Source organism: Variovorax nivicola, assembly GCF_051216475.1.
Lineage (GTDB): Bacteria > Pseudomonadota > Gammaproteobacteria > Burkholderiales > Burkholderiaceae_C > Variovorax.
In genome coordinates, this window is sequence record NZ_JBPJZK010000001.1 from 196,774 (window position 1) to 223,397 (window position 26,624).

The following is a 26,624-nucleotide window of genomic DNA, read 5'->3' on the forward strand; positions in this document are numbered from 1 at the left end:
CACCGTCCGATGCACTGCGATGGTGCGCGGCTCTACTTTCCAACAACCTGCCTGGAGTTTCCTGATGTCGCGTGATTCAGATCTTTCTCTCGATGCCCTGGCATTGCGCCGCCGCCGTCTGCTGCAGGGCGCCGCCGCGCTGCCCGTGATGGGCCTGAGCGGCCTGAGCTTCGGCCAGGGGCAGTTCCCCACGGCCAAGGTCAACACCACCAAGCTCGCCGTGACCGACACCGAAGTAACGGTGGGCCAGCTGCATTCGTCCACCGGCACCATGGCCATTTCGGAAACCGGCTCGATCCAGGCCGAGCAACTGGCCATCGACCAGATCAACGCCATGGGCGGCATCCTGGGCCGCAAGATCAAGGTCATCAAGGAAGACGGCGCCTCCGACTGGCCGACCTTCGCCGAGAAGTCGAAGAAGCTGCTGGTCAACGACCACTGCGCCGCCGTGTTCGGCTGCTGGACCAGCGCCTCGCGCAAGGCCGTGCTGCCGGTGTTCGAGAAAGAGAACGGCCTCTTGTACTACCCGACCTTCTACGAAGGCCTGGAGCAGAGCAAGAACGTGATCTACACCGGCCAGGAAGCCACGCAGCAGATCATCTGGGGCCTGGACTGGGGCGCGAAGGAGAAGAAGGCCAAGACCTTCTTCCTGGTGGGCTCCGACTACATCTGGCCGCGCACCTCGATGAAGATTGCGCGCAAGCACATCGAGAACTTCCAGAAGGGCTCGGTCAAGGGCGAGGAGTACTACCCGCTGGGCCACACCAACTTCAACTCGCTGATCAACAAGATCAAGGTGGCCAAGCCCGACTGCATCTTTGCGGCAGTGGTGGGTGGCTCGAACGTGGCCTTCTACAAGCAGCTCAAGGCCGCGGGCATCACGGGCGACAAGCAATTCTTGCTGACGCTGGCCGTGACGGAAGACGAAATGACGGGCGTGGGCGGCGAGAACTTCGCGGGCTTCTATTCGTCGATGAAGTACTTCCAGACGCTGGACAACCCGAACAACAAGAAGTTCGTGGAAGCCTTCAAGGCGAAGTACGGCAAGGACGCGGTGATCGGCGACGTGACGCAGGCGGGCTATCTCGGCCCGTGGCTGTGGAAGGCGGCGGTGGAGAAGGCCGGCAGCTTCGATGTCGACAAGGTTGTTGCGGGTTCGCCAGGCATCGAGCTGAAGACGGCGCCCGAAGGCTACGTGAAGCTGGATGCGAACCACCACCTGTGGAGCAAGGCGCGCATCGGGCAGGGGCAGCTTGATGGGACGTTCAAGGTGGTCGCTGAATCGGCTGAGTTGATCAAGCCGGATCCGTTTCCGAAGGGCTACCAGTAAGCCAGTAAGCAGGCCGTCGGCCCTCACCCCAACCCTCTCCCGCGTGCGGGAGAGGGGGCAACTCCAACATTCCGGACTTCTCGCCATGACTCTGTCGGACATGATGAACATCGGCCTCATGCAGGGCTTCGCGGGGCTGAGCCTCTTCGCGGTGCTGCTGCTGATGGGGCTGGGCCTGGCGATCATCTTCGGCCAGATGGGCGTGATCAACATGGCGCATGGCGAGTTCATGACCATCGGCGCCTATTCGATCTACCTGGCCGCGCGCGTCACCGAAAGCCTGGCGCCGGCGTTCATGCCGTACTATTTCCCGATCGCCATCGGGCTGGCCTTCGTCTTCGCCTTCATCGTCGGCTGGATCGTCGAGTGGGTGCTGATTCGCCACCTCTACAAGCGCCCGCTCGACACGCTGCTCGCCACCTGGGGCGTGAGCCTGGGCCTGCAGCAGATTTTTCGTACCTTCATCGGCCCTAAGGAAGTGAGCCCCACGCTGCCCGAGTGGCTCATGGGCTCGTGGACGCCGCATGAAGGCCTCGATATTCCGATCAACGGCCTGTTCGTGCTGGCGCTCACCGCGCTGGTCACGGGCGGGGTGCTCATCGCTCTGCACAAGAGCCGGTGGGGCCTGCGGGTGCGCGCCACCGTGGCCAACCGCACGATGGCCAATGCCACCGGCATCGACACGAAGAAGACCGACCGCCTGACCTTTGCCATTGGCTGCGGCATTGCCGGCATGGCGGGCGCGGCCTTCACCACCATCGGCTCGACGGGGCCGACCTCGGGCTCGCTCTACATCGTCGACGCCTTCCTGGTCGTCACCTTCGGCGGCGCGGCCAGCCTCTTCGGCACGGTGGTCTCGGCCTTCGGCATTGCGCAGACGCAGTCGATCTCTGAGTTCTTCATGACCGGCTCGATGGCCAAGGTGCTGACGCTGTCGCTGATCGTGCTGATTCTGATGATGCGACCGCAGGGGCTCTTTGCAGTCAAGGTCCGCCGTTGAACCCGATTCCCTCCTGGAGAACGTTCCGATGAATTTCATCAAGGCCTCGATCCAGCGCTACCAGCTCGGCAGCCTGCTGCTTCTGGTGCTGCTGCTCGCGGTGGTGCTGCCGCTGTCGCTCGACATCTTCCGCCTCAACCTCGTGGGCAAGTACCTCACCTACGCCTTCGTGGCCGTGGGCCTCGTCATGGTGTGGGGCTACGGCGGCGTGCTGAGCCTGGGGCAGGGCGTGTTCTTCGGCATCGGTGGGTATGCGATGGCGATGTTCCTGAAGCTCGAAGCTTCTGATCCCATCACGACCAAGATCCAGTCGACGCCCGGCATTCCGGACTTCATGGACTGGAACCAGATCACCGAGTTGCCCACGCTGTGGCTGCCCTTCAAGAGCCTGCCGCTGAGCCTTGCGCTGGTGGTGTTGGCGCCGATGGCATTGGCCTGGCTCGTGAGCTTCGCGATGTTCAAGCGGCGCGTGGGCGGTGTGTATTTCGCGATCATCACGCAGGCGGTGGCGCTGATCTGCACCGTGCTCATCATCGGCCAGCAGGGCTACACAGGCGGCGTGAACGGCATGACCGACCTGAAGACCATGCTGGGCTGGGACACGCGCACCGACGGCGCCAAGTACGTGCTGTATTACGTTTGCGTCGGCCTGCTGGTGGCGAGCATCCTGCTGTGCCGCTGGGTGCAGACCAGCAAGCTGGGCACGCTGCTGCTGGCCATGCGCGACAAGGAAGACCGCGTGCGCTTCTCGGGCTACGACGTGTCGAACTTCAAGGTCTTCATCTTCTGCCTGGCGGCGGGGCTCTCGGGCATTGGTGGTGCGATGTTCGCGCTGCAGGTGGGCTTCATGTCGCCGAGTTTCGTGGGCATCGTGCCGTCCATCGAGATGGTGATCTTCTGCGCGGTCGGCGGGCGCATGAGCCTGGTGGGCGCGGTGTACGGCGCGCTGCTGGTGAATGCGGGCAAGACGCTGTTCTCGGAGAGTTTCCCGGACCTGTGGCTGTTCCTGATGGCCGGGCTCTTCATCGGCGTGACGATGGCGTTCCCGATGGGGCTGGCGGGCGTGTGGGAAGAAAAGATCCGCCCGTGGTGGAAGTCGCGTCGGCAGGCGCTGCGCGATGCAGCTGTCAAGCCGCCGCCAGTTGCAGCAACTGCACCCGCACCCATGGCGCCGACCGCGGCATCACAACCCGAACCCACGCTGCCCGAAGGCGTCGGCAGCCAGCGCGCCTGAGCACGGAGCACACCCATGAGCAACACCGACTTCGCGCTCGCCGTGGAAGACCTCACCGTCTCCTTCGACGGCTTCAAGGCCATCGACGACCTCACGCTGTACATCGACCGCAACGAGCTGCGCGTGATCATCGGCCCCAACGGGGCAGGCAAGACCACGCTGCTCGACCTGATCTGCGGCAAGACGCGCGCGAGCGCCGGCAGCATCAAGTTCAAGAACACCGAGCTTACGAAGATGGCCGAGCACAAGCGCGTGCGGCTGGGCATCGGCCGCAAGTTCCAGACACCATCCATTTACGAGAACCTGAGCGTGTTCCAGAACCTGGAGGTGTCGTTCCCGAAGGGCCGCTCGGTGTTCGGCGCATTGGCTTTCAAGTGCGACGACGAGGTCAAGGCCAAGGTGCAGGCGATTGCGGAGGAGATCGGCCTCGCCGATCGCCTCGACACAGAGGCCGGTCTGCTGAGCCACGGACAGAAGCAGTGGCTGGAGATTGGCATGCTGCTGATGCAGGAGCCCGAGCTGCTGATGCTCGACGAGCCCATCGCCGGCATGAGTGCGCGCGAACGGGAACTCACGGCCGACCTGCTCAAGCGCATCTGCCAGAACCGCGCCGTGATCGTCATCGAGCACGACATGGCCTTCGTGAAGCAGATCGCGCACAAGGTCACGGTGATGCACCAGGGAAAGATCCTTGCCGAAGGGCCTATGGAGAAGGTGCAGGCGGATCCGAAGGTCATCGATGTTTATCTGGGGCACTAGATGAAGCGCTGTCGTTCAGCGCGGCGGTTGAGCCGTCCGCACAAGCGCCGCGCCAATTGTGCGAAGAGCACCGGGTGCTCCCCGCAGCGAAATAAAGGAGGAGGCCGAAGGCCGGGGGACATTCGCGGAGGGGAGTACCCGGTGTTCTTCGCACGCACCCCGAACGAACACACCAGGAGTCAATGAGATGAGCAACATCATGCTGAAGGTAGAAGACCTGCACGTAGCCTACGGCCAGAGCGAGGCCCTGCACGGCATCTCCTTCGAGGGCCATGCCAACGAAACCATCGCCATCATGGGCCGCAACGGCATGGGCAAGACCACGCTGTTCAAGAGCCTCATGGGCGTGCTGCCGTTGAAGAGCGGGCGTATCGAGGTGGCGGGCCAGGACGTATCACGCGACGAGAGCTTTCGCCGAGTGGCGAAGGGCATCGCCTACGTGCCGCAGGGCCGGATGATCTTCCCGACGCTGACGGTGGAAGAGAACATCCAGACCGGCCTAGAGAACTCGAAGACCCGCCGCATCCCCGAAGAAATCTACGCGCTGTTCCCTGTGCTGTGGGACATGAAGAGCCGCAAGGGCGGCAACCTCTCGGGTGGCCAGCAACAGCAGCTTGCCATTGCACGCGCCCTCGTCACCGACCCCAAGGTGCTGCTGCTCGATGAGCCCACCGAGGGTATCCAGCCTTCGATCATCAAGGACATCGCCAAGGCGCTCAACGAGATCCGCAAGCTGCGCGGCATCACCATCGTCGTGTCCGAGCAGGTGCTCAGCTTCGCGATGGATGTAGCTGATCGGCTCTTCGTGATCGAAGGCGGCCGCCTCGTGCACGAGACCGCGCGCGACAAGACCGACGTAGATCACATCAAAGCCTACCTCTCCGTTTGATCTTTCCGTTCAACCACAACCCAACCAGGAGCCACTGCAAATGACGGACACGCTGATCAAGGTCGATCTGACCAAGTCGCCCACCGAGAACGAGTTGATTCACAACCGCTGGCACCCGGACATTCCGATGGCCTGCTGGGTCAACCCGGGCGACGACTTCATCCTCGAGACCTTCGACTGGACCGGCGGCTTCATCAAGAACAACGACAGCGCCGACGACGTGCGCGATATCGACCTGAGTACCGTGCACTACCTCTCGGGCCCCGTGGGCGTGAAAGGCGCAGAGCCCGGCGACCTGCTGGTGGTCGACCTGCTCGACATCGGCGCCAAGCAGGACAGCCTCTGGGGCTTCAACGGATTTTTCTCGAAGAAGAATGGCGGCGGTTTCCTGACCGATCATTTTCCCGAAGCGCAGAAATCGATCTGGGACTTCAAGGGCATGTTCACCAACTCGCGCCATGTGCCGGGCGTGAACTTCGCAGGCCTGATCCACCCCGGCCTGATTGGCTGCCTGCCCGACAAGCCCATGCTCGACATGTGGAACGAGCGCGAGAAGGCGCTCATTGCCACCGACCCCGATCGCGTGCCCGGCCTGGCCAATCCGCCGTTCGCCGGCACCGCTCACATGGGCAAGATGACCGGCGAGGCGAGGGCGAAGGCTGCTGCCGAGGGTGCGCGCACCGTGCCGCCGCGCGAGCATGGCGGCAACTGCGACATCAAGGATCTGTCGCGCGGCTCGAAGGTGTTCTTCCCCGTGTACGTTGACGGCGCAGGCCTGAGCGTGGGCGACCTGCACTTCAGCCAGGGCGACGGCGAAATTACCTTCTGCGGCGCCATCGAGATGGCCGGTTGGGTGCACATGAAGGTCACGCTCATCAAGGGCGGCATGGCCAAGTACGGCATCAAGAACCCGATCTTCAAGCCCAGCCCGATCACGCCGCAGTACAACGACTACCTGATCTTCGAAGGCATCTCGGTCGACGAGAGTGGCAAGCAGCACTACCTCGACGTGAACGTGGCCTATCGCCAAGCCTGCCTGAACGCCATCGAATACTTGAAGAAGTTTGGCTACTCGGGCGCGCAGGCCTATTCGATTCTTGGCACGGCACCGGTGCAGGGCCACATCAGCGGCGTGGTCGACGTGCCGAACTCGTGCGCCACGCTGTGGCTGCCCACGGGCATCTTCGACTTCGACATCAACCCGAATGCCTCGGGCCCGGTGAAGATGATCGACGGCAGCATCAGCATGCCGCTGTCGCACGACCTGCGTTGAAAGACGGCCTGGCCATGCCCACCTACGACTACGCCTGCGGGCAATGCGGCGGCTTCGAGGCGCTGCGGCCTTCAAGCCTGCGCGACGAGCCCGCCGCATGCCCCGATTGCGGGTGCGCCGCGCCGCGTGTACTTTCGGCCGCACCGCGGCTCGCGCTGATGGCCTCGGGTACGCGCCGCGCCATGGAAACCAACGAGCGCGCGCGGCATGAGCCCGGCAGTTCGCGTGACTACGCGCGCTTCAAGCACCCGGCGGGCTGCGGCTGCTGCAGTTCGGGCAAGCGGGGTGCGACGGTGACGGCGCCCAACGGGGCCAAGTCCGCGCCTTCGAGGCGGCCGTGGATGATCAGCCACTGAGGCTGCTGTTTCATGGGGCAACCCCTATTGACCGGGTTCTTTTCAAGGCCCTGATTGTTTCAATCCTGTGAACGCCGTGGTTCATTTCGACGGCGTTTTTCAGGACTCTTCAGGATCAAACTTCTCCTCACCAACCAACCGCTTGAAGGAGATTGAAATGAATGCCTCGAAGATCCTCGCCGCTGCTGCCCTCTCGCTCCTGGCCGCTGCCGGAGCCCACGCAGAAACCTACGACGGCGTGCACGTCGTGAACTCTTCTGTGACCCGCGCTGAAGTCGCACCGCAAGCCGTTGCCGCCGCTCGTGCTGGCAACGAATACAGCGATGCCTCGGGCGCTGGCGCACAAGCCTTCACGTCGACCGCCAACCGCGCGACCGTGCAAGCCGAAGCCGTTGCCAAGGCCCATGACCCGTTCGCCAGCCTCGACCGCCGCGCGTTCTACCGCGACGAAGTGCCGGCTGCGTACAAGAAGCCCAGCGTGTCGTTCACGCGCCAAGCTGGCCTGTAAGCAACCGACCACGACACCTTCGGGTGTCGCAAAGAACGAACGGGCCCTCGGGCCCGTTTTTTCATGGCTGATCGCTTTTTGTTGTTGTCAAAATATACGCATTGAGTATATATTTGCGGACCATGAACATGCCGCAACAGGTGCTTCTTCGAGACGCGATGCGTCAACTCAACATGACGCGCGATGCTTTCGCAGAGCGCATTGGCAGCCGCAGAAGGGCGCTCGACGCCTGGCTGCTGCCCGACGAATCCAATGAATTCAGGGCCATGCCCGAAGTCGCGCGACGCTTCGTGAGCGAAATCCTGGCTTCGGACGGGCGGCGCAGTGAATATACGCAAAGCGCATATGAAGGCGCTCTGCGCCAGGCGCTGGCCACCGAAGGCTCGCACCACCTGCTGTCGGTCAACCAGTTCAACCGCGACGCCATCGACGAACTGTTCCAGCTGGCCGATGTGATGCAGCCCATCGCGCGCCGCCGCAAGGTCAGCCGCGTGCTCGAAGGTGCCGTGCTGGCCAATCTGTTCTTCGAGGCCAGCACGCGCACCCGCGTGAGCTTCGGCGCGGCATTCTGCCGGCTGGGCGGCTCGGTGTGCGACACCACCGGCTTCACCTTCTCGTCGATGGCCAAGGGCGAATCGATCTACGACACCAGCCGCGTCATCAGCGGCTATGCCGATGCAATCGTGGTGCGGCATCCGGAGCAGGGCTCGGTCGCCGAATTCGCGCGCGCCACCAACGTGCCGGTCATCAACGGTGGCGACGGCCCGGGCGAGCATCCCAGTCAGGCGCTGCTCGACCTGTACACCATCCAGCGCGAGTTCTCGCGCCTGGGCAAGCTGGTCGACGGCGCGCACATCGCGATGGTCGGCGACCTGAAGTACGGGCGCACCGTGCACTCGCTCATCAAGCTGCTCGCGCTGTACCGCGGCCTGAAGTTCACGCTGATCTCGCCGCCGTCGCTCGCAATGCCCGCGGAAATCGTGGAGGCCGTGAGCCGCAACGGCCATGTGGTCGAGACCGCTGCCACGCCCGCGCAGGCGCTGGCCGGCGCAGACATCATCTACGCCACGCGCATCCAGAAAGAGCGCTTCGCGAACGACGAAGTGCTGGAAGGCTTCGACAACGCGTTCGAGATCAACCGCGCGCTCATCGAATCGGCCTGCAAGCCCGAAGTGGTGGTGATGCACCCGCTGCCGCGCGATGGCCGCCCTGGCTCGCACGACCTGAGCGTCGACCTGAACAACGACCCGCGCCTGGCCATCTTCCGCCAGACCGACAACGGCATTCCGGTGCGCATGGCGATCTTCGCCACGCTGCTGGGCGTGGACAAACTCGTGAGCCGCTCGATGCGCGATGCTGCCTGGACGCCGCCCTCGCACATCGGGCCGGACGACAGTGTGTTTCACGGGCTTGATTGAGGCTCTGCGAAAACGCCTGACCTTCAGGTGCCCGCACCGTCGCGTTGGAAGTCTCTGCGGTACTTGACGAAGCCTTTCTTCTTCGAGCCGGCAAAGCCGCAGTGCTCGAAGAACCGGTGGGCGTCGCCACGATCGACCGCACTTAGCAACATGATCTTGGAGCAGTCGCGCGCGATGCATTCGTCTTCGATGTGCCGCAGGAGTGCCGTTCCCGAGCCTTGGCCGCGAAACGCCTCACCGACGACGATGTTCTCGACCACGGCGAAAGGCTGGGCCTTGTACATCACATCGGCGCAGAAGCTCAGCAAGGCCGTCGCCCGCAGCACGCCCTCATGCTCCAGAACAAGCAGCGCCGTTCGAGAGTCGTTCGCCAGTTCGGCGATGCGCTCCGGCAGCACGCATACCTGCGTGTTGCCGATCAGCTCGCCGTACAACGCCTCGATGCCTTGGGCATCGTCGGGTCTGGCGCGTCGGATGTTCGTTGTTTCCACAAGGCAGCTCTCCGAGTCAGAAGCGGCCGAATATAGAGCCTCAAGCAGTCGCACGCCGGTACGTCAGCAACCGCCCCCGATACGCCGCCCGGCTCACGGTGGCAAGCTGATCCAGCCGCTCCTCGCACATGCCGAAGCCTTCGTCCGCCATCTGCCTGTTGAATGCCGACCGGTTCCCCCGGTCCGGGTCGACGATCCACACCTCGGCGGCGGGGCTGGTGTGGCGGGCGATGTAGGCGGCGAGCAGGCCTTCCGCATCGCGCTCGTACAGCAGGTCGCTGCCGATCACGAGGTCGAACAGGCCGTGCACGTCGCCGTCGGCCCCGGTCTCCTGCATGCCCCAATGGCCGCGCCTGTACTTCATGGGCGGCAGTGCGTTGAGCCGCAGGTTCTCCAGCAGGAAGCCTCCAGCGAGCGGGTGACAGTCGCTCGCTGTCATGTCGTTGCCGCGCCGGTGGCCGACGAGGCTTGCAAGCGCGAGGCCGCAGCCGATTTCGAGCACGCGCGCGCCCAGCACCACGGGGTGCAACGCCATGCGCGCGGCCAGTTGCGCGCCCGAGGGCCACAGCAGCCCGAACATTGGCCATGACGCGGAAGAGATGCCCTGCGCGGCAGCCGCGCCCGAGGGGTCGGAGAACTGCTGGCGATCGAGCAACGACTGGATGACTAGGTCGTCGGCACCCGCGATGGCGATGCGCTCCAGCTTGAGTAGATAGCCCGGCATCGAAAGGAGCAGGGTCTCGCGTGCGAGGCCCCGGTGCAGCAAAGGTGGGCCAGTATGCGCCCTGGCCGGCTTCGCGCCTTCTCACGCTCATCTAAGCAAACTCTCACTGCTGTGTAAGCGGCCTCTCACGGCCTGGTAAGTACTGCGTCCTAGAGTGAATTCATCGTCATCACTCAAGGAGACAACCATGAGATTTCGTATCGCAACCCTTTGCATCGCCGCCGTGCCCGCGCTGGTGCTGACATCGCTCGCGCATGCTGGCGGGCTGGCTGATCCCGACTATCCGCAGATCTCGCATTCGACCCAGTCGCGTGATGCGGTGGCCGAGGACGCCATGCGTGCCAACAACGGCATTCACGCAACGGAGGTTCTGGAATCGCAGGTGCAGGCGCCCGTATCGGGCGCCGACCGTGCGCAGGTGCAGGCCGAGGCGATTCGCGCGAACACCGGCATCCATCCGACGGAAGTTCTGGAATCGCAGGTGCAGCCACCGGTGGCTTCTGCGAACCAGCCGGATGCGTCGATGACACACGCCACCAGCGCGACTGGCGCGACCACCTACTGAGCCGCCGTGGTGCCTCGTGCGCCCGGCGTCAATCGCGCGTGAGCACGAAGCGCCTGCGGATGCCGCTCGCGGCCGAAGGCGCCACCCACAGGTCGAACTCGCCGGGCTCGACGGTCGGCTTCATGTCGCGGCCGATGAAGGCGAGGTCGTCGGTCGTGAGCGTGAATTCGACGACCGCTGATGCTCCCGGTGCGATGCCGATCTTGCGAAAGCTCTTCAGCTCGCGCACCGGCCGCGTCACGCTGGCCGCGCGCTGGCTGATGTAGAGCTGCACCACTTCCTCCGCGTCGCGCTGGCCGGTGTTGGTGACTGTGGCGCGCACGCGCAGCGTGCCCGACATCGGCAAGCGCTCCGTACTCAGCTCGACGTTGTCGTAGCGCACCGGCGAATAGCCGATGCCGAAGCCGAAGGGGTAGAGCGCTTCGTTCGTCGCGTCGAGGTAGCGCGTCTTGAATGACGTGCCCGGCGCGTTCTCGGGCGACGGCCTGCCGGTGCGCTTGTGGGCGTAGTAGTAGGGCACTTGGCCGGCCGTTTGCGGAAAACTCACGGGCAGCCGGCCCGAGGGATTGAAGTCGCCGAACACGACGTCGGCGATCGCGTTACCGGTCTGCACGCCGAGGAACCACGTGACGAGGATGGCGCGCGCATTGCGCACCGCGCCCTTCAGCGCCATCGCGCGGCCGTTGCTCAGCAGCACGATCACGGGCTTGCCGGTGGCGGCCACGGCCTCGGCCAGGTCTTGTTGTGCTTGCGGCAGCCCGATGTCGCTGCGCGAGCGCGCCTCGCCAGACATCTTCTCGCTCTCGCCGATGGCCAGCAGCACCACGTCGGCATCGCGCGCGGCGGCCACCGCGGCGTCGATACCGCCGGGCAGCGCCGACTCGATGCCCGAGCCGCGCACCACGTTCACCGACGAGTTGGGCCCCAGTGCCGCGCGCAGGCCCTGGTCGATGCCCACCGGTGCCGACTGTCCGGGGAACAGGCTCCACGCGCCCATCAGGTCGACGGTGCCCTCGGCGAAGGGGCCGATCAGCGCGATCTTCGTGCCGGCCTTGGGCAGCGGCAGCAGCATGCGCTCGTTCTTCAGCATCACGATGGAGCGGCGCGCGCTCTCGCGGGCCAACTCGATGAATGCGGGGTTCTCGGGGCGCTGCGAGGCGGGTGGGCCGTCGAGGCCGTGCATCGGGTCGTCGAACAGGCCCAGCTTCTGCTTGACGCGCAGCACGCGGCGCACGGCCTCGTCGAGCCGTTCCATGGGCACCTCGCCCGAGGCCACGAGGTCGGGCAGGTAGCGCATGTACAGGCCGCTCTGCATGCTCACGTCGGTGCCGGCCATGAAGGCCTGCTTGGCAGCCTCGCGTGGATTGGCGGCGTAGCCGTGCTCCACGAGTTCTTCGTCGGCCGTGTAGTCGGAGACCACGAAGCCCTGGAACTTCCATTCGTCGCGCAGCACGCCCGTGAGCAGCGAGTGGTTGGCGGTGGAAGGCACGCCGCCGATTTCGTTGAAGGCGCTCATGACCGACAGCGCGCCGGCGTCCAGCGCCGCGCGAAACGGCGGCAGGTACACCTCGCGCAGCGTGTGCTGCGAGATGTCGCTCACGTTGTAGTCGAGCCCGCCCTCGGCCGCGCCGTAGGCCGCGAAGTGCTTGGGCGTGGCCAGCATCGCGTCGGGCCGCGAGAGGTCGGGGCCCTGGAAGCCGCGCACGCGCGCTGCGGCGAATTGCCGCGAGAGGTACACGTCTTCGCCGGCGCCTTCGAGGCCGCGGCCCCAGCGCGCGTCGCGCGCGATGTCGACCATGGGCGCGAAGGTCCAGCGGAAGCCGTCGGCCGTGGCCTCGACCGCCGCGGCGCGCGCGGTGCGCTCGGCCAGGTCGGGCTCCCAGCTGGAGGCCTCGGCCAGCGGCATCGGGAACATGGTGCGAAAGCCGTGGATCACGTCCGCGCCGAAGATCAGCGGAATGCCCAGGCGCGACTCGTTCACCGCAATCTGCTGCAGCCGTCGCTTGCCTTCGAGGCCTGCGTTGTTGAACAGGCCGGTGAGGCGGCCGGCGCGCACGTCGGCAGTCTCCTGCTGCGCATTGCGCCAGCCGGCCTGGGGGTTGTTGGGGGTGTCGATGTCGGCGGGGCCGTACAGGGTGAGCTGGCCGGCCTTCTCCTGCACCGTCATGCGGGCAATGAGGGCCTCGATACGGGCCTCGGGCGTCAGCGCTGCATCTGCCGCGGCAGGGGCGGCAGGTACAGAGGGAGGCAGGAGCGCGAGGGAGAGAAGAGCAGGGGCGAGAAAGGAAGCCGGGGTTCTGATGCGCATGGCCTCCTATTCTCCAGATAACGCCGCCGTCCCTGTTCAGCGGGTTTCCGCGCTGGCCGTAGGCCTTCTCCGATAGCCAGGGCCTGCGCCTATTCGGCGGTAGCGCCCGAATCCTTCGCCACCTTCACCCATTTCGTGGTCTCGCTGCCGATGAACGTTGCAAGCTCGGCCGGCTTCATGTTGCCGGCCGTCACGCCCTGTTCCTCGAAGCGCTTGACCACGTCGGGCTGCAGCAGCACGCGCGACACCTCGGTGTTCAGGCGCTGCACCAGCTCGGGCGGCGTGCCGTGCGGCGCCATGAGCGCGAACCAGGTGGTCATGTCGTAGCCCTTGAGGCCGGCCTCGTCGAGCGTGGGCACGCCCGGGTAGGCGGGCGAGCGCGTCTTCGTGGTCACGGCCAGTGCCTGCACCTTGCCGGCGCGGATGTGCGGCGCGGCCGAGGGGCTGGTCTCGATGGCCATCTGGATCTGTCCGCCCATCAGGTCGGCCATCATCGGCGCGCCGCCCTTGTAGGGCACGTGCACGATGTCGGTCTTCGTCATCGAGCGGAACAGCTCGCCCGAGATGTGCTCCGTGCTGCCGTTGCCCGCCGAGCCGTAGTTGACCTTGCCCGGGTTGGCCTTGATGTAGGCGACGAGTTCTGCCACCGATTTCACGGGCACCTTCTCGTTCACGATCAGCACGTTGGGCGTGGAAGCCACCAGCGCCACCGGATCGAAGTCGCGCTGGAAGTCGTAGGGCAGGCGCTTGTAGAGGCCCGGCGCGATCGAATGCGCGATGGTCGCCATGAACAGCGTGTAGCCATCGGCCGGCGCCTTCGACGCTATGGCCGCGCCCACGGTGCCGCCCGCGCCGCCGCGGTTGTCGATGATGACCGGCTGCTTGAGCGCTTCCGACAGCTTCTGGCCCACGGTGCGCGCGACGATGTCGGTGGTGCCGCCGGCCACGAAGGGCACGACGAGGGTGATGGGCTTGGCGGGCCAGTCGGCCGCGCTGGAAGAAGCGGCGGCGGTGGCCAGCAGCAGGGCGGCCGTGCCGGCGCGCAGAAGGGTCGAGGGGCGTGGGAGGGCGGATTTCTTCATGGTCTTGGATGCCGTGGGGCTGTTGTTATCGGAAAGCGCGCGCTTCATGCCACGCGGTTCAGCAGCGGCTGGTTGCGCACCCAGCGCCGCAGGTTGTCGAGAAAGATCGCGGCCACGCGCGCTTCGTTGCCGTCCGAATGGCCGGCGCTGTGGGGCGTGACGATCACCTTCGGCAAGCTCCACAGCGGCGAGTCGGCCGGCAGGGGCTCGTGCGCGAACACGTCGAGATACGCGCCGGCCAGTGCGCTGCTGCGCAATGCATCGATGAGCGCGGGCTCGTCGACCACTTCGCCGCGTGAGATGTTCACGAGCCGCGCTCCGGCGGGCATGCGCGCCAGCGCCGCCGCATCGATGAGCCCGCGTGTGCGGTCACTCAGCGGGCAGGCCAGCAGCAGCCAGTCGGCCTGCGGCAGCACCGCGTGCAGCTGCTCGTAGCTCACGCTCTCGTGGGCCGGTGCTGAGGCCGGGGCCTCGCTGCCGCGCACGGAAATGACGCGCAGGCCCAACGCTGCGAGCAGCGAGCCGAGCCCTTGTCCGATCGGCCCCCAGCCGACGACCACGGCGGTCTGCCCCGCAAGGTCGCGCGGCAGGCCGCTGCCCATGAGCGACGACCACGTGCGTGCGCGTTGCGCGGCCAGCAGCTGCGGAAACTGCCGCGCCAGCATCAGCACGCCTGCCAGCGCGGTCTGCACGACCACGCCGGAGTTGGCGCCCGACGAGGTCGTGACCTCCACGCCGCGCGCGCGCAGCTCGCCGTACACCGGACGGTCGGCGCCCGCGGAATGCGCATGCACCCAGCGCAGCGAGGGCGCGTGGCGCATTGCGTCGTGAAAGGCCTGTGTGTGCGGCAGCACCTCGTGCTTGGTCGACAGGCCGGTGACGTCGCGCGAGACGAAAGCCACGTCGGCGTCGTCGCCCGGGTTCACCAGCACGTGCGTGCGTTCGCCAAGCGCCGCGGGCAGGCCGGACGCTGCCTGAGCCGCGGCTTGCGGCGTCATCAAGATGCGCAGCGGCGAGCTCATTCGGCTGTCGCGCCCGATTCGCGCACGATCGCCTTCCACTTCTCGTACTCCTGGCGAGTGAACTTGCCGAACTGCTCGGGCGTGCCGCCCACCGGGTCGGCACCCTCGCGGATCATCTGCGCTTCGAGCGAAGGCAGCGCCTCGTTCACCGACTTGTTGAGCAGCGCGATCACCGGGGCGGGCGTGCCCTTGGGCGCGAAGAAGCCGAACCACGAGCCGGCGGAGAAATCGGGGAAGCCCTTCTCGGCCACGGTCGGCACGTCGGGCAGCGAGCGCGAGCGTTTCTGGCTGCTCACCGCAATGGCCCTGAGCTTGCCCGCCTTGATGTGCGCGATGACCGAGGGAATGGTTGCGAACATGAACTGCACACGGCCCGCGAGCAGGTCGTTGAGCGCGTTCGCGCCCTTGTAGGGCACGTGCAGCGTCTCGGCCCCGATGCGCTTGCTGAGCATGTAGCTCGACAGGTGCGACGAGGTGCCGACGCCGGTGGAGCCGTAGTTCAGCTTGTTGGGGTTGGCCTTGGCGTAGGCGATGAATTCTTCCAGCGTCTTCGCGGGCACTTCGGGGTTCACCACCAGCACGTTGGGCACGTCGGCGATCTGCACCACCGGCACGAGGTCGGTGAGCGGGTCGTAGGGAAGGTTCTTGTAGAGCGTCTGGTTGACGGCCATCGGGCCGACCGAGTTGACGATCAGCGTGTAGCCGTCGGCCGGTGCGCGCACCACGAACTCCGTGCCGATGTTGCCGCCGCCACCGGGCTTGTTGTCGATGATGAAGGACTGCTTGAGCTTTTCCGACATGTGCTGCGTGACGGCGCGCGCGAGGATGTCGGTGGTGCCGCCGGCCGTGAAGGCGACGACCACGCGCACGGGCTTGTTGGGATAGGCCGTCTGCGCGGTGGCACTGAGGCCGGCGACCAACAGCGCCGTGGTGCAGAGAAGTTTCCGGAAGAAGGAGGGCTTGTCTCGTGTCATTGTTATGTTCTCGTGGGGGGTGATCGATCAGTCGCGAAAGCCCGGGTCCATCCGGTCGAGCTTGCGCAGCAGCGCTGGCCATTCCATGAGGCCGTAGGGCCGGCGCGTGCCGGGTTGGTAGTTGTTCCAGGTCTCTTCGAGGACGTGCTTCGGCACCGCTTGCAGCGGCGTGTTGCACGACATCGCGCCGATCTGCGCGCGGCAGGCCAGCTCGAGCCGGTGCATCCAGTTGAAGGCCTCGCCCACGCTGCGGCCCACCACCAGCGCACCGTGGTTGCGGAAGATCACGGCCTCGCGGTCGCCCAGGTCGGCCAGCAGCGAGGCCTGCTCCTCGGTGTTCAGCACCACGCCCTGGTAGTCGTGGTAGCCGATCTTCAGGAAGCGCATGGCGGTCTGTGTGAGCGGCAGCAGGCCGCATTCGAGCGACGACACCGCCATCGACGCCCAGCTGTGCGTGTGGATCACGCAGGCCACGTCGGGCCGCGCGGTGTGCACGGCGCTGTGGATCACATAGCCGGCCTTGTTGATGCCGTAGCCGAGTTCGCCGAAGTCGGGCTTCGAGAGGATGTTGCCGTCCTGGTCGACCTTGATGAGGCAGGAGGCGGTGATTTCCTCGTACATCATTCCGTAGGGGTTGATGAGGAAGGCGCCTTTCTCGCCCGGCACGTGCGACGAGATGTGGTTGGCCATCATGTCGGACATGCCGTAGAGGTCCACCAGCCGGTAGCAGGCTGCGAGGTCGATGCGGGCCTGCCATTCGGCATCGGAGCATTGGCCCTTCATGGAGGGAATCTGGAGTACGCCGGGTTGTGTCATGGGGATGTTTCCTTCGGATGAGCGGGTTCAGTCGGCGCCCAGCTGCAGGCGGCTGGGCAGGCGCTTCTCGATGGCGAACTTCAGCAAGGCGGCCGAGCGGAAGATGCCGTGCGCGAACTTGCCGTAGGGCAGGGTGAGAAACAGCGCCATCACCACGCCCAGGTGCACCGCCAGCAGCAGCGCCATGAAGCGGGTGTCGCGCCACGCCAGCAGCGCAAGGCCGGTGATGCTGGTGAGCAGCAGCAGCGCGATGAAGCCGCGGTCCATGGGGCGTTGGGCCACGTCGCCGTGTGCCGGGTCGCGCCGCAGGTTGAGCCACAGCAGCCCGACCGGGCCCACCACCAGGCCGATGCCGCCCGCGGTGCCCAGCAGCACCGGCAGGCTGGTGAGCGCATAGGGCGCATGCAGGCCGAGCAGGTAGTGGTACAGCGTGGCCACGCAGGTCGAGGCGAAGCACAGCATGAAGCCGTAGAAGGTGAAGTGATGAAAGCGCCGGCGCCACAGGGTGAAGCGGTCATCTTCGTTGTTGCAGCCTTCGCCGTGGCCGCCGCCCAGGTACTTCAGGCACAGCGCGTCGTGTGCGGCCTCTGCGCTGGCCGCACCACGCACATTGCTCACCTCGGCGGACATGTCGTCGCGCGACGGCGATACCTCCCGCCAGAAGCGCCGCACGCCCATGGCCAACGCGAACATCACGAAGAGGAACACCGCGCCGAACACCAGCGCGAGAAAGTTGTGCGGAAAGATCGCGTAGAAATTGCCCGCCAGCGGCTCGTGCAGCAACGAGCCCGACATCGCCACAGCAAGCACCAGGAAAAGCGCGAGCCCACCGGCCAGCGCGAGCGCAACCGTGAGGCCCGCGCGCTGGTACAGCGCGCCCATCGCAGGCGGCCAGGCGTAGTCGTGATACGTCTGCATGCGCACCTGCGCCATCGCCTGCGGCACGTTCACCGCGAACTCGTGCGGCGGCGCGTATTGGCAGGCATGCAGGCAGGCGCCGCAGTTGTGGCACAGGTTGGCAAGGTAGTGCGTGTCGGCCTTGCCGAATTCGAGGCGGCGCGTCATGGCGGGAAACACGGCGCAGAAGCCTTCGCAGTAGCGGCAGGCGTTGCAGATCTGCAGGATGCGCGCGACTTCGCCCTCGCTTGCGGTCAGCGGCAAGGCGGGAGCAATCGGAATCACGCGGTGCGCGGGAATGCCCTCGGCATCCGCACGGGCGCGTGCGACGAGATCAGTGAGCTGCTGCAAGCGCGGCCTCCGGGGAATTCTTCGATGAAAACTTCTTCGCCGCGTTTGCGGCCTGCGTGCCGGCAATGCGACCGAAGGCTGTGCCGATGCTCATGCCGACGCCCGCCGTGTAGCCCTTGCCCAGCACGTTGCCAGCCATCATTTCGCCGGCCACGAACAGGTTCGGGCTGGCCCGTCCGCCGAAGCGCACGGCCGCCGTCTCGTCCACCTTCAGGCCCAGGTAGGTGAAGGTGATGCCGGGGCGCACGGGGTAGGCGTAGAACGGCGCGGTGTCGATGGGGCGCGCCCAATGCGTCTTGGCGGGCGCGAGGCCTTCGGTGTGGCAGTCGTCGAGCGCGGTATGGTCGAAGCGGCCCACGCGGCAGGCGGCGTTGTAGTCCTCCACGGTGCGCACGAAGGTGGCTTCGTCGAGGCCAATCTTGCTTGCCAGTTCGCCGAGCGTGCCCGCCTGCGTGCCGGGAAACACCGGCGGCATGAAGCGCCCGACTGCCTTCTGGTCGATGACCGACCATGCAATCTGCCCCGGCTGCTGCGCCACGAGCCGGCCCCAGATGGCGTAGCGCTTGGGCCAGAAGTCTTCGCCTTCGTCGTAGAAGCGCTTCGCCTCGCGGTTGACGACCACGCCGAGCGACACGCAGTCGATGCGCGTGCAGATGCCGCCGTCGTACAGCGGCGCACGCGCGTCGATGGCCACCATGTGGCCCTGCGACGGATCGCCGATGCTGTCGGCGCCCGCTTCGATCATGTGTTTGAGCAGCACGCCCTGGTTGAAGCGCGTGCCGCGGATCAGGAAGTTGTCGGCCGGCCATTCGCCGCGCTCGTTCTGGCCCCAGGCTTCGCGCAGCCATTCGCGGTTCGACTCGAAGCCGCCAGCGGCCAGCACGCAGCTTTTCGCTTCGATGCGCTCGCCGGCCTCGGTGCGCACGGCCACGAAGCGGTCTCCGTCGAGTTCTACCGAGGCCACGGGAATGTCGTAGCGGATCTGTACGCCCAGCCGCTCCGCACTGCGGAAATAGGCATTCACCAGCGCCTTGCCGCCGCCCATGAAGAAGGCGTTGGTGCGCGCCACGTGCAGTGCGCCCGACAGCGGCGGCTGAAAGTGCACGCCGTGGCTGCGCATCCAGTCGCGGCAGTTCGACGAGGCGCGGATCACGAGGCGCGCCAGGTGCTCGTCGGTGAGGCCGCCGGTCACCTTCAGCAGGTCTTGCCAGTATTCCTCTTCAGGGTAGGACTCGATCAGCACGTCCTGCGGGGCGTCGTGCATGCAGCGCAGGTTGCGCGTGTGCTGCGAGTTGCCACCACGCCATGCCTTGGGCGAGGCTTCGAGCAGCAGCACCGAGGCGCCAGCCTCGCGTGCCATCAGGGCGGCGCACAGCGCGGCATTGCCGCCACCGACAACCAGTACGTCTATCACTCGTGGGTCTCCTTGGAATACGGGAGACTCTAGGCACGCCGGCCTTCAGGCGAAAGGCCGATCCGGGCAACGGGTGTTCAGTTTTCGAGAAGACTCGCGCCTGTCCAGTTGCCCTCGCGCACCAGGGCGCGCGCCGTGTCGGCCATCACCACGCGCGTTGCCAGTGCGGCGGGGGAAAGCTCGTCGTCCGACAGGCTCACGAGCAGGTTGCGGCGGCCCACGTGCGCGTCGGCGATCTGTGTGAGTTGCAAGTCGTCGCGATCGTGCCGCGCGGTGGCGGCGCCAGGCTGGATGGTGGCGCCGTGGCCGGCGCGCACCGCGTCCATCAGCAGCGCGAGGCCGTCGACTTCGGCCACGATGCGCGGCGCGATGCGGGCCCGCGCGAAGGCCGCCATCAGCGTGGCGCGCAGCCCGTGGCTGCCGCTGGGCAGGATCAGCGGCAGTTCGGCCAGCTGCGACAGGCGCACGCGGGCGCCGGTGGGGCGCTGCGGCAGCGTGGGAGACGCGATCACGAAGAGCTTTTCGGCCAGCAGCGGGGTCACGCTCCAGCGCCGCGGCGTATCGGTCTGGAACAGCACGGCCAGGTCGAGCTGCCGCGCCTGCAGCATCGTCGTGAGGTGGCCGGACAGCGCCTCGACCATGTGCAGCCGCACCTCGGGGTAGCGCTCGCGCATGGCGCGCATCAGCGGCACGCCGAGCACCGTGGCGGTCGTGGGCGCCAGGCCCACGCTCACGTGGCCCGAGAGCCGCGCCTGCTGCGCGGCGCGCACCGCGTCGTCGGCATGGCGCAGGGTGAGCTGGGCCTGGTGGAGAAAGGCCACGCCCGCGTCGGTGGGCGCAACGCCGGTCGAGCTGCGCTGCAGCAGCCGGGTGGAAAGCTCGCTTTCGAGCCGGCTGATCTGCTGGCTCAGCGCCGAGGTGACGACGCCCAGCTCGACCGCCGCGCGGCCCATGCTGCGAAGCTCGCAGACCTTGACGAAGTAGCGCAGTTGCCGGAGTTCCATCGCCCGATCATCGCGCAGGCACGGTGGCCGGCGCGGGCCGGCGCAACAGCAGCCATCCGAACAGCGGTGCGGTGATGTACATCACCACCGAGTAGATGGCCGCCGGCAGCGCCAGCTGAAAGCTGCCCAGCACGCTCACCGCGATGAAGATCGCCAGTGTGGAGTTGTGGATGCCTATCTCGTAGCTGATGGCGGTGGCCAGCGGCTTGGCGAGCCCGGCGGCGCGGCTCAGGTAGTAGCCCGCGAGCAGGCTCAGGAGATTGAACAGCAGCACCGGCACGCCGATCTCGGCGAAGGTGGCGGCCATGGTCTTCCACTCGTTGGCGATGGCGAGCACCGTTACCACCGCGAGCACCACGCCGCTGAAGATCTTGGTCGGCTTCTCCATGCGCGCCGCGAAGCCCGGGCCGCGCGAGGCCACGAACATGCCGATGGCCACCGGCACGAGCACGATGGCAATCACCTCCACCAGCTTGCGCGTTTGCAATGGCACCACCTGGCCGCCCTGCGCGAAATGGCCGATGGCCCAGTTCGCGATGAGCGGCAGCGTGACGATGGACAGCAGCGTGTTCACGGCCGTGAGCGAGATGTTCATCGCCACGTTGCCGCCGAACAGGTGCGAGAACAGGTTGGCCGAAATGCCGCCGGGCGAGGCCGCGAGCAGCATCAGCCCGACAGCGAACACGGGCGACAGCCCGAAGCCCACGATGATCGCGTAGCAAGCCAGCGGCAGTCCGACGACCTGCAGCACGAGCGCGATGGTCACGGCCTTCGGGTGCTTGAAGAGGCGCCTGAAGTCGTCGAGCGAAAGCGAAAGCCCGAGCCCGAACATCACGAGCGCGAGCGCGCCGAACAGAAAGCGGGTGACGATGACGGTTGCGTCCATGGGTTTGTCTCCTCGTTGGTTCTTGTAGTTTTGATGCGGTAAAAAAATGGCTGCCAGCACCTGTCGTGCAGGCGCTGGCAGCCGTGGAAACCGGGATCGACGCTTGTCTTATTGTTTGTAGCTGTCGTCGATGCGGTCGAGCTTGCGGATCAGCGAAGGCCACACGAACTGGCCGCCGAGGCCACCGGTCTGCACCTTCATTGCCTGGCCCACGCCTTCCACGATGCGCGGGTCCACCTGCGTGAGTTCGCTGCCGCCCGATTGCGCCGCAATCTGGATTTGGCAGGTGTTCTCGAAGGTGTACATCGAAAGAAAGGCGTCGGCAATGGTCTTGCCGCAGGTCAGCAGGCCGTGGTTGCGCAGCATGAGGAAGTTGGCGCTGCCCATGTCGGCCTGCAGGCGCGGCTTCTCGTCGTCGCGGAAGGCCACGCCTTCGTAGTCGTGATAGGCCAGCGAGGCCAGCACGAAGGTCGATTGCTGGCTGATGGGAAGCACGCCGCCTTTCTGCGCGCTGACGGCGATGCCGGCCTTGGTGTGGGTGTGCAGCACGCACTGGATGTCTTCACGCGCGGCATGCACCGCGCTGTGAATGACGAAGCCGGCCGGGTTCACGGGGTAGGGCGAGTCGATGATCTTGTTGCACTGCTGGTCGACCTTGACCAGGCTCGACGCGGTGATCTCGTCGAACATCAGGCCGTAGGGGTTGATCAGGAAGTGGTGCTCGGGGCCGGGAACGCGCGCGCTGATGTGCGTGAACACGAGGTCGCTCCAGCCGTAGAGCGCCACCAGGCGGTAGCAGGCGGCGAGGTCGACGCGAAGCTGCCACTCCTCGGCGGAGACGAGCTTCTGGATTTCGGGTTGGGAGAAGGCGTTCATGGTTTCCTCTTGTCGATGTCAGGCGGCCGCGGGTTCGGTCAGCGCGGCCTTGTAGATGCTTTGCTTCGGCTGCGCCATCACGCGGCGCAGCATGGGCTCGAATTCGCCGATGGGCAAGGTCTCGGCCTTGGGATCGAAGGCGGGGTTGTCGTAGAGCGCGCAGAACTCGGCCGTACGCTCGTAGTGCGGGTGGCCCTTGAAGTTGTCGCGCATGTCGCGGTCCAGGCCGATGTGGTGAAAGAAGTAGTGGCCCTGGAAGATGCCGTGGTTCTGCACCATCCAGTGGTTGGCTTCGCTCACGAAGGGCTTCAGGATGGCGGCGGCGATATCGGGGTGGTTGAAGCTGCCCAGCGTGTCGCCGATGTCGTGCAGCAGCGCGCACACCACGTACTCCTCGTCGCGGCCGTCGCGCAGAGCGCGGGTGGCGGTCTGCAGCGAGTGGGTGTAGCGGTCGACCGGAAAGCCGCCGTAGTCGCCTTCGAGAATCTGCAGGTGCTTGATCACGCGTGCGGGCAGGCCGGTCGTGAACTGCATGAATTCGCCGCCGATCAATTGCCAGTCTTCGCGCGTGCTTTCCTGCATGCTCCTGAAACTTGCGCGTGCGTTCATCGCTGGGGTCTCCGTTCTTGTGGGGTGCCGGCCACTGTATGCCTGCGCTTGACCTTGAACTGTCAAGAATTTGACAATGTGGGGTTCTGGTAAACCCCCGCCTCGCAGCGGTTCATGCCCATGGCTGCCTCCCCTAGACCGCGTCTTTCCGCTGCGCACCGCGCCGCGCTGGAGGGCAATCCGTGGTTCATGAGCATGCCGCGCGTCCAGCGCGAGGCGCTGCTGGGCGCGGCCGAACTCCACCACGTGCGGCGCGGCGCGATGGTGTTCCGCCAGGGCGACCCCATCCACGCGGCGGGCGGTGGCTTCTACGGGCTGGTGGCGGGCACCATCAAGATTTCGTCGCTGCGCCAGGACGGGCGCGAGGCCATCCTCGCGGTGCTGGAGCCCGGCAACTGGTTTGGCGAGATCACGCTGATCGACGGCTCGCCGCGCACGCACGACGCCACCGCGCTGGAGGCACTCGACCTGCTGATGGTGCCGCCCGAGGCCTTCGTGCAGCTGATGCGCGACGTGGTGTTCTCCAACGCCATCGCGGCGATGCTGGCGGCGCGCGTGCGCATGCTCTACGGGCTGGCGGAAGACGCCACGTTGCGCAGCCTGCGCGCCCGCGTGGCGCACCGGCTGCTGGTGCTGGCGCGCGGCGATGCCACGCAGTCGGTGCACCTGCGCCACGAGCTGCAACTGCCACAGGAGGCGCTGGCGATGATGCTCGGCGTGACGCGCCAGACGCTGTCGAAGGAGCTCAATGCGCTGGCGGGCGAGGGCGTGGTCGCGCTGCGTTACGGGCGCATCGAGCTGCTGTCGCTCGATGCGCTGCAGAAGTTGGTGAGCCTGGGCTGAGCCCGTGCGCCGCCGTCAGCGCAAGACCCGACCGTCGGCAGAAATGCTGATCAGGTCGATGTTGCGCACGCTGTCGCGCAGGCCCGGACGCAGGTTGATGCGAAAGCCGCCCACGTCGTAGTCCGTCATGCCGGACATCACGCGCTGCAGGCTCGCGGTGTTGAAGCCGCGGCCAGCGCGGCGCACCGCTTCGCCGGCCGCCTTGGCCGCGATGAAGCCTTCGAGGCCTTCGTACGACGCGGTCTGGTCGGAGTTGTCCACGGCCGCGAGGTATTCCTTGACGATGGGAATGGCCGAGGGCCGCGGCGACGGCACCACCTGCGAAATGACGATGCCGCCGATGTCCTTGCCCAGCGTGGCGTAGAGCGGGTCGATGCCGACGATGGAAAAGGCCATGAAGCTGCCCGCGTAGCCGCTCTTGCGCAGTGCGCGGATGGCATTGGCCGTGGTGCCCGAGAGCGACACCAGCACGATGGCCTGCGGCGACTGCTGCTGCACGGTCTTCAGGGCCGCGTCGAGCTTGTTGCCGGTGGCCGGCACCAGCGCGCTCGCGACCAGCGGCGTGAGCCTGAGCTCGGTGATGGCCTGCTCCACGGCCGCGAGGCCGGCGCGGCCCATGGCGTCGTCGTCGCCCACCAGCGCGATGCGCGTCTGCCCCACGGTGGCGCACTGCTTCACGATCTTCAGGGCCTCGTCGATCATGCCGGGCCGCACATGGAACACGTTGGGGTGGTCGGCGCCGCGCAGCGTGTCGGAGGCAGCGAAGGGCGCGAACAGCAGGCTGCCCTGCTGCGTGGCGACATTGGCCCCGGCTTCGCTGCTGGCCGTGCCGACGAAGCCGAAGAGCATGTCGGCCTTGTTGGTGGTGAGCAGGGTGCGCGCGTTGACGGCGGCGCGGGCCGCGTCGTAGCCGTCGTCGAGCTGCAGCAACTTCAGCTGCAGGCCGTTGGCGGCGTTTTTGTCGTTGAAGTCGCTCACCGCGAGGCGGCTGCCGGCGGCGAAGGCGGTGCCGATTTCATTGGCGCTGCCGGTAAGCGGCACCGACTGCCCGAGCAGCACGACGCGCGGTGCGCCACCCGCTGCGCGCGTGGACTGCGCCATGACGGGGTGGGCGATGCCGCTTCCCAGCGCCAGTGCACCCCACGCCGCCTTGCCCAACCATTCCCTGCGAGATGTGTTCATTGGACACCTTCTTTCACATTAGTAAAAAAGTGTAGCAATAACGGGGCCAGGGGGGAAGTCGGGTGCGGGGCGGAATTCCCTGATGAAAGAATTGGAGAAGGGGGAGTCGCTCAGGCAGTGCGCTCGAACACCAGGTCCCACACGCCGTGCCCCAGCTTGATGCCGCGGTTCTCGAACTTGGTGAGGGGGCGGTATTCGGGCTTGGGCGCGTAGGCCTCAGCCGTGTTGCGCAGCAGCGGCTCGGTCGCGAGCACTTCGAGCATCTGCTCGGCGTAGGGCTGCCAGTCGGTGGCGCAATGGATGTAGCCGCCGGGGCGCAGGTGCTGCGCGAGCTTGGTCACGAACCCGGGCTGGATCAGGCGGCGCTTGTTGTGGCGCTTCTTGTGCCACGGGTCGGGAAAGAACACATGCACGCCGGCCAGCGTGCCGGGCTGCAGCATGTGGTCGAGCACGTCGACCGCGTCGTGCGCGCAGATGCGGATGTTCGACAGCGACTGCTCGCCGATGCGCTTGAGCAGCGCGCCTACGCCGGGCTCGTGCACTTCGCAGCAGAGGAAATTGGTCTCGGGCAGCACGGTCGCGATGTGCGCGGTGGCCTCGCCCATGCCGAAGCCGATTTCCAGCACGGTGGGTCCGGCGCGGCCGCCGAAGGCTGCCGTCAGGTCGAGCGGCTCGGGCTTGTAGGGCACGAGGAACAGCGGGCCCAGTTCGGAGAAGGCGCGTGCTTGGCCGTCGGTGGTGCGGCCGGCGCGCTTCACGAAGCTCTTGAGGCGGCGGTGCAGCGGGTGCGGCTTGGCCGCTTCGTCGTCGGCGGGCGGGAGATCGTTGGGCACGGTGTCGGGAAGATTCATTACGGCCGCGAATTGTAGAGAGCGCGCCATTCGGGCACCCAACCTGCCAGTGCGTCCGCGCAGCCGATGGCCGTAGTGGGCCGCAGGCCGAGCACGCGCGCGGCACTGTCGAGCGCGGCCAGCGCGGCGGCGGGCGAGCCGGTGTCGATGGAGGTGGCGCCGTTCTGCTTCGACAGCTTGTCGCCGTCCGTGCCCCGCACCAGCGGCGTGTGCAGGTAGCTGGGCGTGGAAAAGCCCAGCGCACGCTGCAGCAGGATCTGGCGCGCGGTGTTGTCGGTGAGGTCTTCGCCGCGGACCACATCGGTCACGCTCTGTTCGGCGTCGTCGACCACCACGGCAAGCTGATAGGCCCAGGGGCCGTCGGCGCGGCGCAGCACGAAGTCGCCGACCTCGCGGCTCACGTTCTGGCACTGGCGGCCGAGGCGGCGGTCGGTCCAGCAGAGTTCGCTGGCCGTGCCGGAATCGGCTGTTTCATCCCAGGGCACGCCCGGCGTGGGCGGCCGGTCGGCTTCGAACTTTTCGGTGGCGAAGCGCCAGGCACGCGCGGGCTTGCCATGCAACCCGTCGCGGCAGGTGCCGGGGTAGACGCGCTCGCCGTGGCGCTCGTGCCGCTGGCCGAGTCGGGCGAGGGCTTGGTTGATGTCCTTGCGCGAGCAGCCGCAGGGGTAGGCGAGGCCGCGCGCCTGCAGCTTGGCCAGCGCGGCTTCGTAGCGCGCGGTGCGCTGCGTTTGCCACACAGGGGCTTCGTCGGGCAGCAGGCTGCAGGCAGCCAATTGCTGGAGGATGTGCTCGCCCATGCCGGGCAGGCAGCGCTCGGTGTCGGCGTCTTCGATGCGAATCAGCCAGCGCGCCTGCGGACCGCGGGCGCGCACGTCGAGCCAGCTCGCGAGCGCGGCCACCAGCGAGCCCGCATGCAGCGGGCCGGTGGGCGAGGGCGCGAAGCGGCCGGTCTCCCTCATCTC

27 protein-coding genes are annotated in these 26,624 nt (G+C 66.6%); 11 read left to right on the top strand and 16 right to left on the bottom strand.

Features of this window, described 5'->3' with window-relative positions:
* The first annotated feature begins 64 nt into the window (after nucleotides 1-64).
* The 9 genes from urtA to ACSFBF_RS00935 all read left to right on the top strand — a co-directional run bounded on the left by urtA (nucleotide 65) and on the right by ACSFBF_RS00935 (nucleotide 8,767).
* Entirely contained in the window at nucleotides 65-1,330 is a 1,266-nt protein-coding gene (gene urtA, locus ACSFBF_RS00895; RefSeq protein ID WP_435464494.1) for an urea ABC transporter substrate-binding protein, read from the top strand.
* Nucleotides 1,331-1,415: 85 nt separating this feature from the next.
* On the top strand, nucleotides 1,416-2,330 hold the full coding sequence (gene urtB, locus ACSFBF_RS00900; RefSeq protein WP_435464495.1) for an urea ABC transporter permease subunit UrtB: 915 nt from the start codon (nucleotides 1,416-1,418) through the stop codon (nucleotides 2,328-2,330).
* A 28-nt stretch (nucleotides 2,331-2,358) separates the two neighbouring features.
* On the top strand, nucleotides 2,359-3,564 hold the full coding sequence (gene urtC, locus ACSFBF_RS00905; protein ID WP_435464497.1) for an urea ABC transporter permease subunit UrtC: 1,206 nt from the start codon (nucleotides 2,359-2,361) through the stop codon (nucleotides 3,562-3,564).
* A gap of 15 nt (nucleotides 3,565-3,579) precedes the next feature.
* Complete coding sequence (urtD, locus tag ACSFBF_RS00910) at nucleotides 3,580-4,323, top strand: urea ABC transporter ATP-binding protein UrtD (RefSeq protein WP_093073602.1); 744 nt, start codon at nucleotides 3,580-3,582, stop codon at nucleotides 4,321-4,323.
* 199 nt (nucleotides 4,324-4,522) lie between these two features.
* On the top strand, nucleotides 4,523-5,212 hold the full coding sequence (gene urtE, locus ACSFBF_RS00915) for an urea ABC transporter ATP-binding subunit UrtE (RefSeq protein ID WP_093075114.1): 690 nt from the start codon (nucleotides 4,523-4,525) through the stop codon (nucleotides 5,210-5,212).
* Nucleotides 5,213-5,252: 40 nt separating this feature from the next.
* Nucleotides 5,253-6,485 (top strand): formamidase, encoded by a 1,233-nt coding sequence (gene fmdA / locus ACSFBF_RS00920; RefSeq protein WP_435464499.1) that lies wholly within the window; start codon nucleotides 5,253-5,255, stop codon nucleotides 6,483-6,485.
* 14 nt (nucleotides 6,486-6,499) lie between these two features.
* Nucleotides 6,500-6,841, top strand: coding sequence for a zinc ribbon domain-containing protein (locus ACSFBF_RS00925; protein WP_435464500.1), 342 nt, complete (start codon nucleotides 6,500-6,502; stop codon nucleotides 6,839-6,841).
* A gap of 157 nt (nucleotides 6,842-6,998) precedes the next feature.
* Nucleotides 6,999-7,349 carry an alpha/beta hydrolase gene (locus ACSFBF_RS00930; protein WP_093055861.1) on the top strand — a complete coding sequence of 117 codons (351 nt, stop codon included), beginning with the start codon at nucleotides 6,999-7,001 and terminating at the stop codon, nucleotides 7,347-7,349.
* Nucleotides 7,350-7,471: 122 nt separating this feature from the next.
* Nucleotides 7,472-8,767 (top strand): aspartate carbamoyltransferase, encoded by a 1,296-nt coding sequence (locus ACSFBF_RS00935; protein ID WP_435464501.1) that lies wholly within the window; start codon nucleotides 7,472-7,474, stop codon nucleotides 8,765-8,767.
* 23 nt (nucleotides 8,768-8,790) lie between these two features.
* Here ACSFBF_RS00935 and ACSFBF_RS00940 read toward each other — a convergent pair whose 3' ends face one another.
* Nucleotides 8,791-9,258, bottom strand: a complete 468-nt coding sequence (locus tag ACSFBF_RS00940) for a GNAT family N-acetyltransferase (RefSeq protein ID WP_435464503.1) — start codon at nucleotides 9,256-9,258, stop codon at nucleotides 8,791-8,793.
* 40 nt (nucleotides 9,259-9,298) lie between these two features.
* Entirely contained in the window at nucleotides 9,299-9,982 is a 684-nt protein-coding gene (locus tag ACSFBF_RS00945) for a class I SAM-dependent methyltransferase (protein WP_435464504.1), read from the bottom strand.
* 187 nt (nucleotides 9,983-10,169) lie between these two features.
* Here ACSFBF_RS00945 and ACSFBF_RS00950 point away from each other — a divergent pair, with 187 nt between their 5' ends.
* Nucleotides 10,170-10,547 (top strand): hypothetical protein, encoded by a 378-nt coding sequence (locus ACSFBF_RS00950; RefSeq protein ID WP_435464506.1) that lies wholly within the window; start codon nucleotides 10,170-10,172, stop codon nucleotides 10,545-10,547.
* A 28-nt stretch (nucleotides 10,548-10,575) separates the two neighbouring features.
* On the opposite strand, the gene bglX is transcribed toward ACSFBF_RS00950, so the two are convergent.
* From bglX to ACSFBF_RS01005, 11 genes are all read right to left on the bottom strand, one after another.
* On the bottom strand, nucleotides 10,576-12,855 hold the full coding sequence (gene bglX, locus ACSFBF_RS00955; protein ID WP_435464508.1) for a beta-glucosidase BglX: 2,280 nt from the start codon (nucleotides 12,853-12,855) through the stop codon (nucleotides 10,576-10,578).
* Between the two features lie 89 nt (nucleotides 12,856-12,944).
* Entirely contained in the window at nucleotides 12,945-13,937 is a 993-nt protein-coding gene (locus tag ACSFBF_RS00960; protein ID WP_435464509.1) for a tripartite tricarboxylate transporter substrate binding protein, read from the bottom strand.
* Between the two features lie 44 nt (nucleotides 13,938-13,981).
* Entirely contained in the window at nucleotides 13,982-14,959 is a 978-nt protein-coding gene (locus ACSFBF_RS00965; protein ID WP_435464510.1) for a D-2-hydroxyacid dehydrogenase, read from the bottom strand.
* Nucleotides 14,956-15,933 (bottom strand): Bug family tripartite tricarboxylate transporter substrate binding protein, encoded by a 978-nt coding sequence (locus tag ACSFBF_RS00970; protein WP_435464512.1) that lies wholly within the window; start codon nucleotides 15,931-15,933, stop codon nucleotides 14,956-14,958. Before ACSFBF_RS00970 ends, ACSFBF_RS00965 begins: the two co-directional genes overlap by 4 nt.
* Before the next feature lie 27 nt (nucleotides 15,934-15,960).
* Nucleotides 15,961-16,749 (bottom strand): class II aldolase/adducin family protein, encoded by a 789-nt coding sequence (locus ACSFBF_RS00975; RefSeq protein ID WP_435464513.1) that lies wholly within the window; start codon nucleotides 16,747-16,749, stop codon nucleotides 15,961-15,963.
* A gap of 27 nt (nucleotides 16,750-16,776) precedes the next feature.
* On the bottom strand, nucleotides 16,777-17,997 hold the full coding sequence (tcuB, locus tag ACSFBF_RS00980; protein WP_435464514.1) for a tricarballylate utilization 4Fe-4S protein TcuB: 1,221 nt from the start codon (nucleotides 17,995-17,997) through the stop codon (nucleotides 16,777-16,779).
* Nucleotides 17,981-19,411, bottom strand: a complete 1,431-nt coding sequence (gene tcuA / locus ACSFBF_RS00985) for an FAD-dependent tricarballylate dehydrogenase TcuA (RefSeq protein WP_435464515.1) — start codon at nucleotides 19,409-19,411, stop codon at nucleotides 17,981-17,983. Before tcuA ends, tcuB begins: the two co-directional genes overlap by 17 nt.
* Before the next feature lie 77 nt (nucleotides 19,412-19,488).
* Complete coding sequence (locus ACSFBF_RS00990) at nucleotides 19,489-20,415, bottom strand: LysR family transcriptional regulator (RefSeq protein WP_435464516.1); 927 nt, start codon at nucleotides 20,413-20,415, stop codon at nucleotides 19,489-19,491.
* A gap of 7 nt (nucleotides 20,416-20,422) precedes the next feature.
* Nucleotides 20,423-21,301 (bottom strand): bile acid:sodium symporter family protein, encoded by an 879-nt coding sequence (locus tag ACSFBF_RS00995; RefSeq protein ID WP_435464517.1) that lies wholly within the window; start codon nucleotides 21,299-21,301, stop codon nucleotides 20,423-20,425.
* Between the two features lie 108 nt (nucleotides 21,302-21,409).
* Nucleotides 21,410-22,177, bottom strand: coding sequence for a class II aldolase/adducin family protein (locus ACSFBF_RS01000; RefSeq protein ID WP_435464518.1), 768 nt, complete (start codon nucleotides 22,175-22,177; stop codon nucleotides 21,410-21,412).
* Nucleotides 22,178-22,195: 18 nt separating this feature from the next.
* Nucleotides 22,196-22,786 carry an HD domain-containing protein gene (locus ACSFBF_RS01005; RefSeq protein ID WP_435464520.1) on the bottom strand — a complete coding sequence of 197 codons (591 nt, stop codon included), beginning with the start codon at nucleotides 22,784-22,786 and terminating at the stop codon, nucleotides 22,196-22,198.
* 120 nt (nucleotides 22,787-22,906) lie between these two features.
* Between ACSFBF_RS01005 and ACSFBF_RS01010 the strand changes: the two genes are divergently transcribed.
* The gene (locus tag ACSFBF_RS01010) at nucleotides 22,907-23,629 is read left to right on the top strand and encodes a Crp/Fnr family transcriptional regulator (protein ID WP_435464521.1); all 723 of its coding nucleotides are present in this window, start codon (nucleotides 22,907-22,909) and stop codon (nucleotides 23,627-23,629) included.
* 15 nt (nucleotides 23,630-23,644) lie between these two features.
* Here ACSFBF_RS01010 and ACSFBF_RS01015 read toward each other — a convergent pair whose 3' ends face one another.
* The 3 genes from ACSFBF_RS01015 to gluQRS form a co-directional block, all read right to left on the bottom strand.
* Nucleotides 23,645-24,811, bottom strand: coding sequence for an ABC transporter substrate-binding protein (locus ACSFBF_RS01015; protein ID WP_435464523.1), 1,167 nt, complete (start codon nucleotides 24,809-24,811; stop codon nucleotides 23,645-23,647).
* A gap of 110 nt (nucleotides 24,812-24,921) precedes the next feature.
* Nucleotides 24,922-25,662, bottom strand: coding sequence for a tRNA (guanosine(46)-N7)-methyltransferase TrmB (gene trmB / locus ACSFBF_RS01020; RefSeq protein WP_435464524.1), 741 nt, complete (start codon nucleotides 25,660-25,662; stop codon nucleotides 24,922-24,924).
* Complete coding sequence (gene gluQRS / locus ACSFBF_RS01025) at nucleotides 25,662-26,621, bottom strand: tRNA glutamyl-Q(34) synthetase GluQRS (protein WP_435464526.1); 960 nt, start codon at nucleotides 26,619-26,621, stop codon at nucleotides 25,662-25,664. Before gluQRS ends, trmB begins: the two co-directional genes overlap by 1 nt.
* Nucleotides 26,622-26,624 lie beyond the last annotated feature (3 nt).

What these genes read in the sequence shown, in the direction of transcription:
- ACSFBF_RS00950 (WP_435464506.1), top strand. Translation starts at nt 10,170, where the DNA reads ATGAGATTTCGTATCGCAACCCTTTGCATCGCCGCCGTGCCCGCGCTG.
- ACSFBF_RS00995 (WP_435464517.1), bottom strand. Translation starts at nt 21,301, where the DNA reads ATGGACGCAACCGTCATCGTCACCCGCTTTCTGTTCGGCGCGCTCGCG.
- bglX (WP_435464508.1), bottom strand. Translation starts at nt 12,855, where the DNA reads ATGCGCATCAGAACCCCGGCTTCCTTTCTCGCCCCTGCTCTTCTCTCC.
- trmB (WP_435464524.1), bottom strand. Translation starts at nt 25,662, where the DNA reads ATGAATCTTCCCGACACCGTGCCCAACGATCTCCCGCCCGCCGACGAC.
- ACSFBF_RS00945 (WP_435464504.1), bottom strand. Translation starts at nt 9,982, where the DNA reads ATGCCGGGCTATCTACTCAAGCTGGAGCGCATCGCCATCGCGGGTGCC.
- ACSFBF_RS00990 (WP_435464516.1), bottom strand. Translation starts at nt 20,415, where the DNA reads ATGGAACTCCGGCAACTGCGCTACTTCGTCAAGGTCTGCGAGCTTCGC.
- urtE (WP_093075114.1), top strand. Translation starts at nt 4,523, where the DNA reads ATGCTGAAGGTAGAAGACCTGCACGTAGCCTACGGCCAGAGCGAGGCC.
- fmdA (WP_435464499.1), top strand. Translation starts at nt 5,253, where the DNA reads ATGACGGACACGCTGATCAAGGTCGATCTGACCAAGTCGCCCACCGAG.
- ACSFBF_RS01010 (WP_435464521.1), top strand. Translation starts at nt 22,907, where the DNA reads ATGGCTGCCTCCCCTAGACCGCGTCTTTCCGCTGCGCACCGCGCCGCG.
- ACSFBF_RS00960 (WP_435464509.1), bottom strand. Translation starts at nt 13,937, where the DNA reads ATGAAGAAATCCGCCCTCCCACGCCCCTCGACCCTTCTGCGCGCCGGC.
- ACSFBF_RS01000 (WP_435464518.1), bottom strand. Translation starts at nt 22,177, where the DNA reads ATGAACGCCTTCTCCCAACCCGAAATCCAGAAGCTCGTCTCCGCCGAG.
- ACSFBF_RS01005 (WP_435464520.1), bottom strand. Translation starts at nt 22,786, where the DNA reads ATGAACGCACGCGCAAGTTTCAGGAGCATGCAGGAAAGCACGCGCGAA.
- ACSFBF_RS00925 (WP_435464500.1), top strand. Translation starts at nt 6,500, where the DNA reads ATGCCCACCTACGACTACGCCTGCGGGCAATGCGGCGGCTTCGAGGCG.
- urtD (WP_093073602.1), top strand. Translation starts at nt 3,580, where the DNA reads ATGAGCAACACCGACTTCGCGCTCGCCGTGGAAGACCTCACCGTCTCC.
- ACSFBF_RS00935 (WP_435464501.1), top strand. Translation starts at nt 7,472, where the DNA reads ATGAACATGCCGCAACAGGTGCTTCTTCGAGACGCGATGCGTCAACTC.
- ACSFBF_RS00930 (WP_093055861.1), top strand. Translation starts at nt 6,999, where the DNA reads ATGAATGCCTCGAAGATCCTCGCCGCTGCTGCCCTCTCGCTCCTGGCC.
- ACSFBF_RS00970 (WP_435464512.1), bottom strand. Translation starts at nt 15,933, where the DNA reads ATGACACGAGACAAGCCCTCCTTCTTCCGGAAACTTCTCTGCACCACG.
- urtB (WP_435464495.1), top strand. Translation starts at nt 1,416, where the DNA reads ATGACTCTGTCGGACATGATGAACATCGGCCTCATGCAGGGCTTCGCG.
- gluQRS (WP_435464526.1), bottom strand. Translation starts at nt 26,621, where the DNA reads ATGAGGGAGACCGGCCGCTTCGCGCCCTCGCCCACCGGCCCGCTGCAT.
- urtA (WP_435464494.1), top strand. Translation starts at nt 65, where the DNA reads ATGTCGCGTGATTCAGATCTTTCTCTCGATGCCCTGGCATTGCGCCGC.
- ACSFBF_RS00965 (WP_435464510.1), bottom strand. Translation starts at nt 14,959, where the DNA reads ATGAGCTCGCCGCTGCGCATCTTGATGACGCCGCAAGCCGCGGCTCAG.
- ACSFBF_RS00975 (WP_435464513.1), bottom strand. Translation starts at nt 16,749, where the DNA reads ATGACACAACCCGGCGTACTCCAGATTCCCTCCATGAAGGGCCAATGC.
- ACSFBF_RS01015 (WP_435464523.1), bottom strand. Translation starts at nt 24,811, where the DNA reads ATGAACACATCTCGCAGGGAATGGTTGGGCAAGGCGGCGTGGGGTGCA.
- urtC (WP_435464497.1), top strand. Translation starts at nt 2,359, where the DNA reads ATGAATTTCATCAAGGCCTCGATCCAGCGCTACCAGCTCGGCAGCCTG.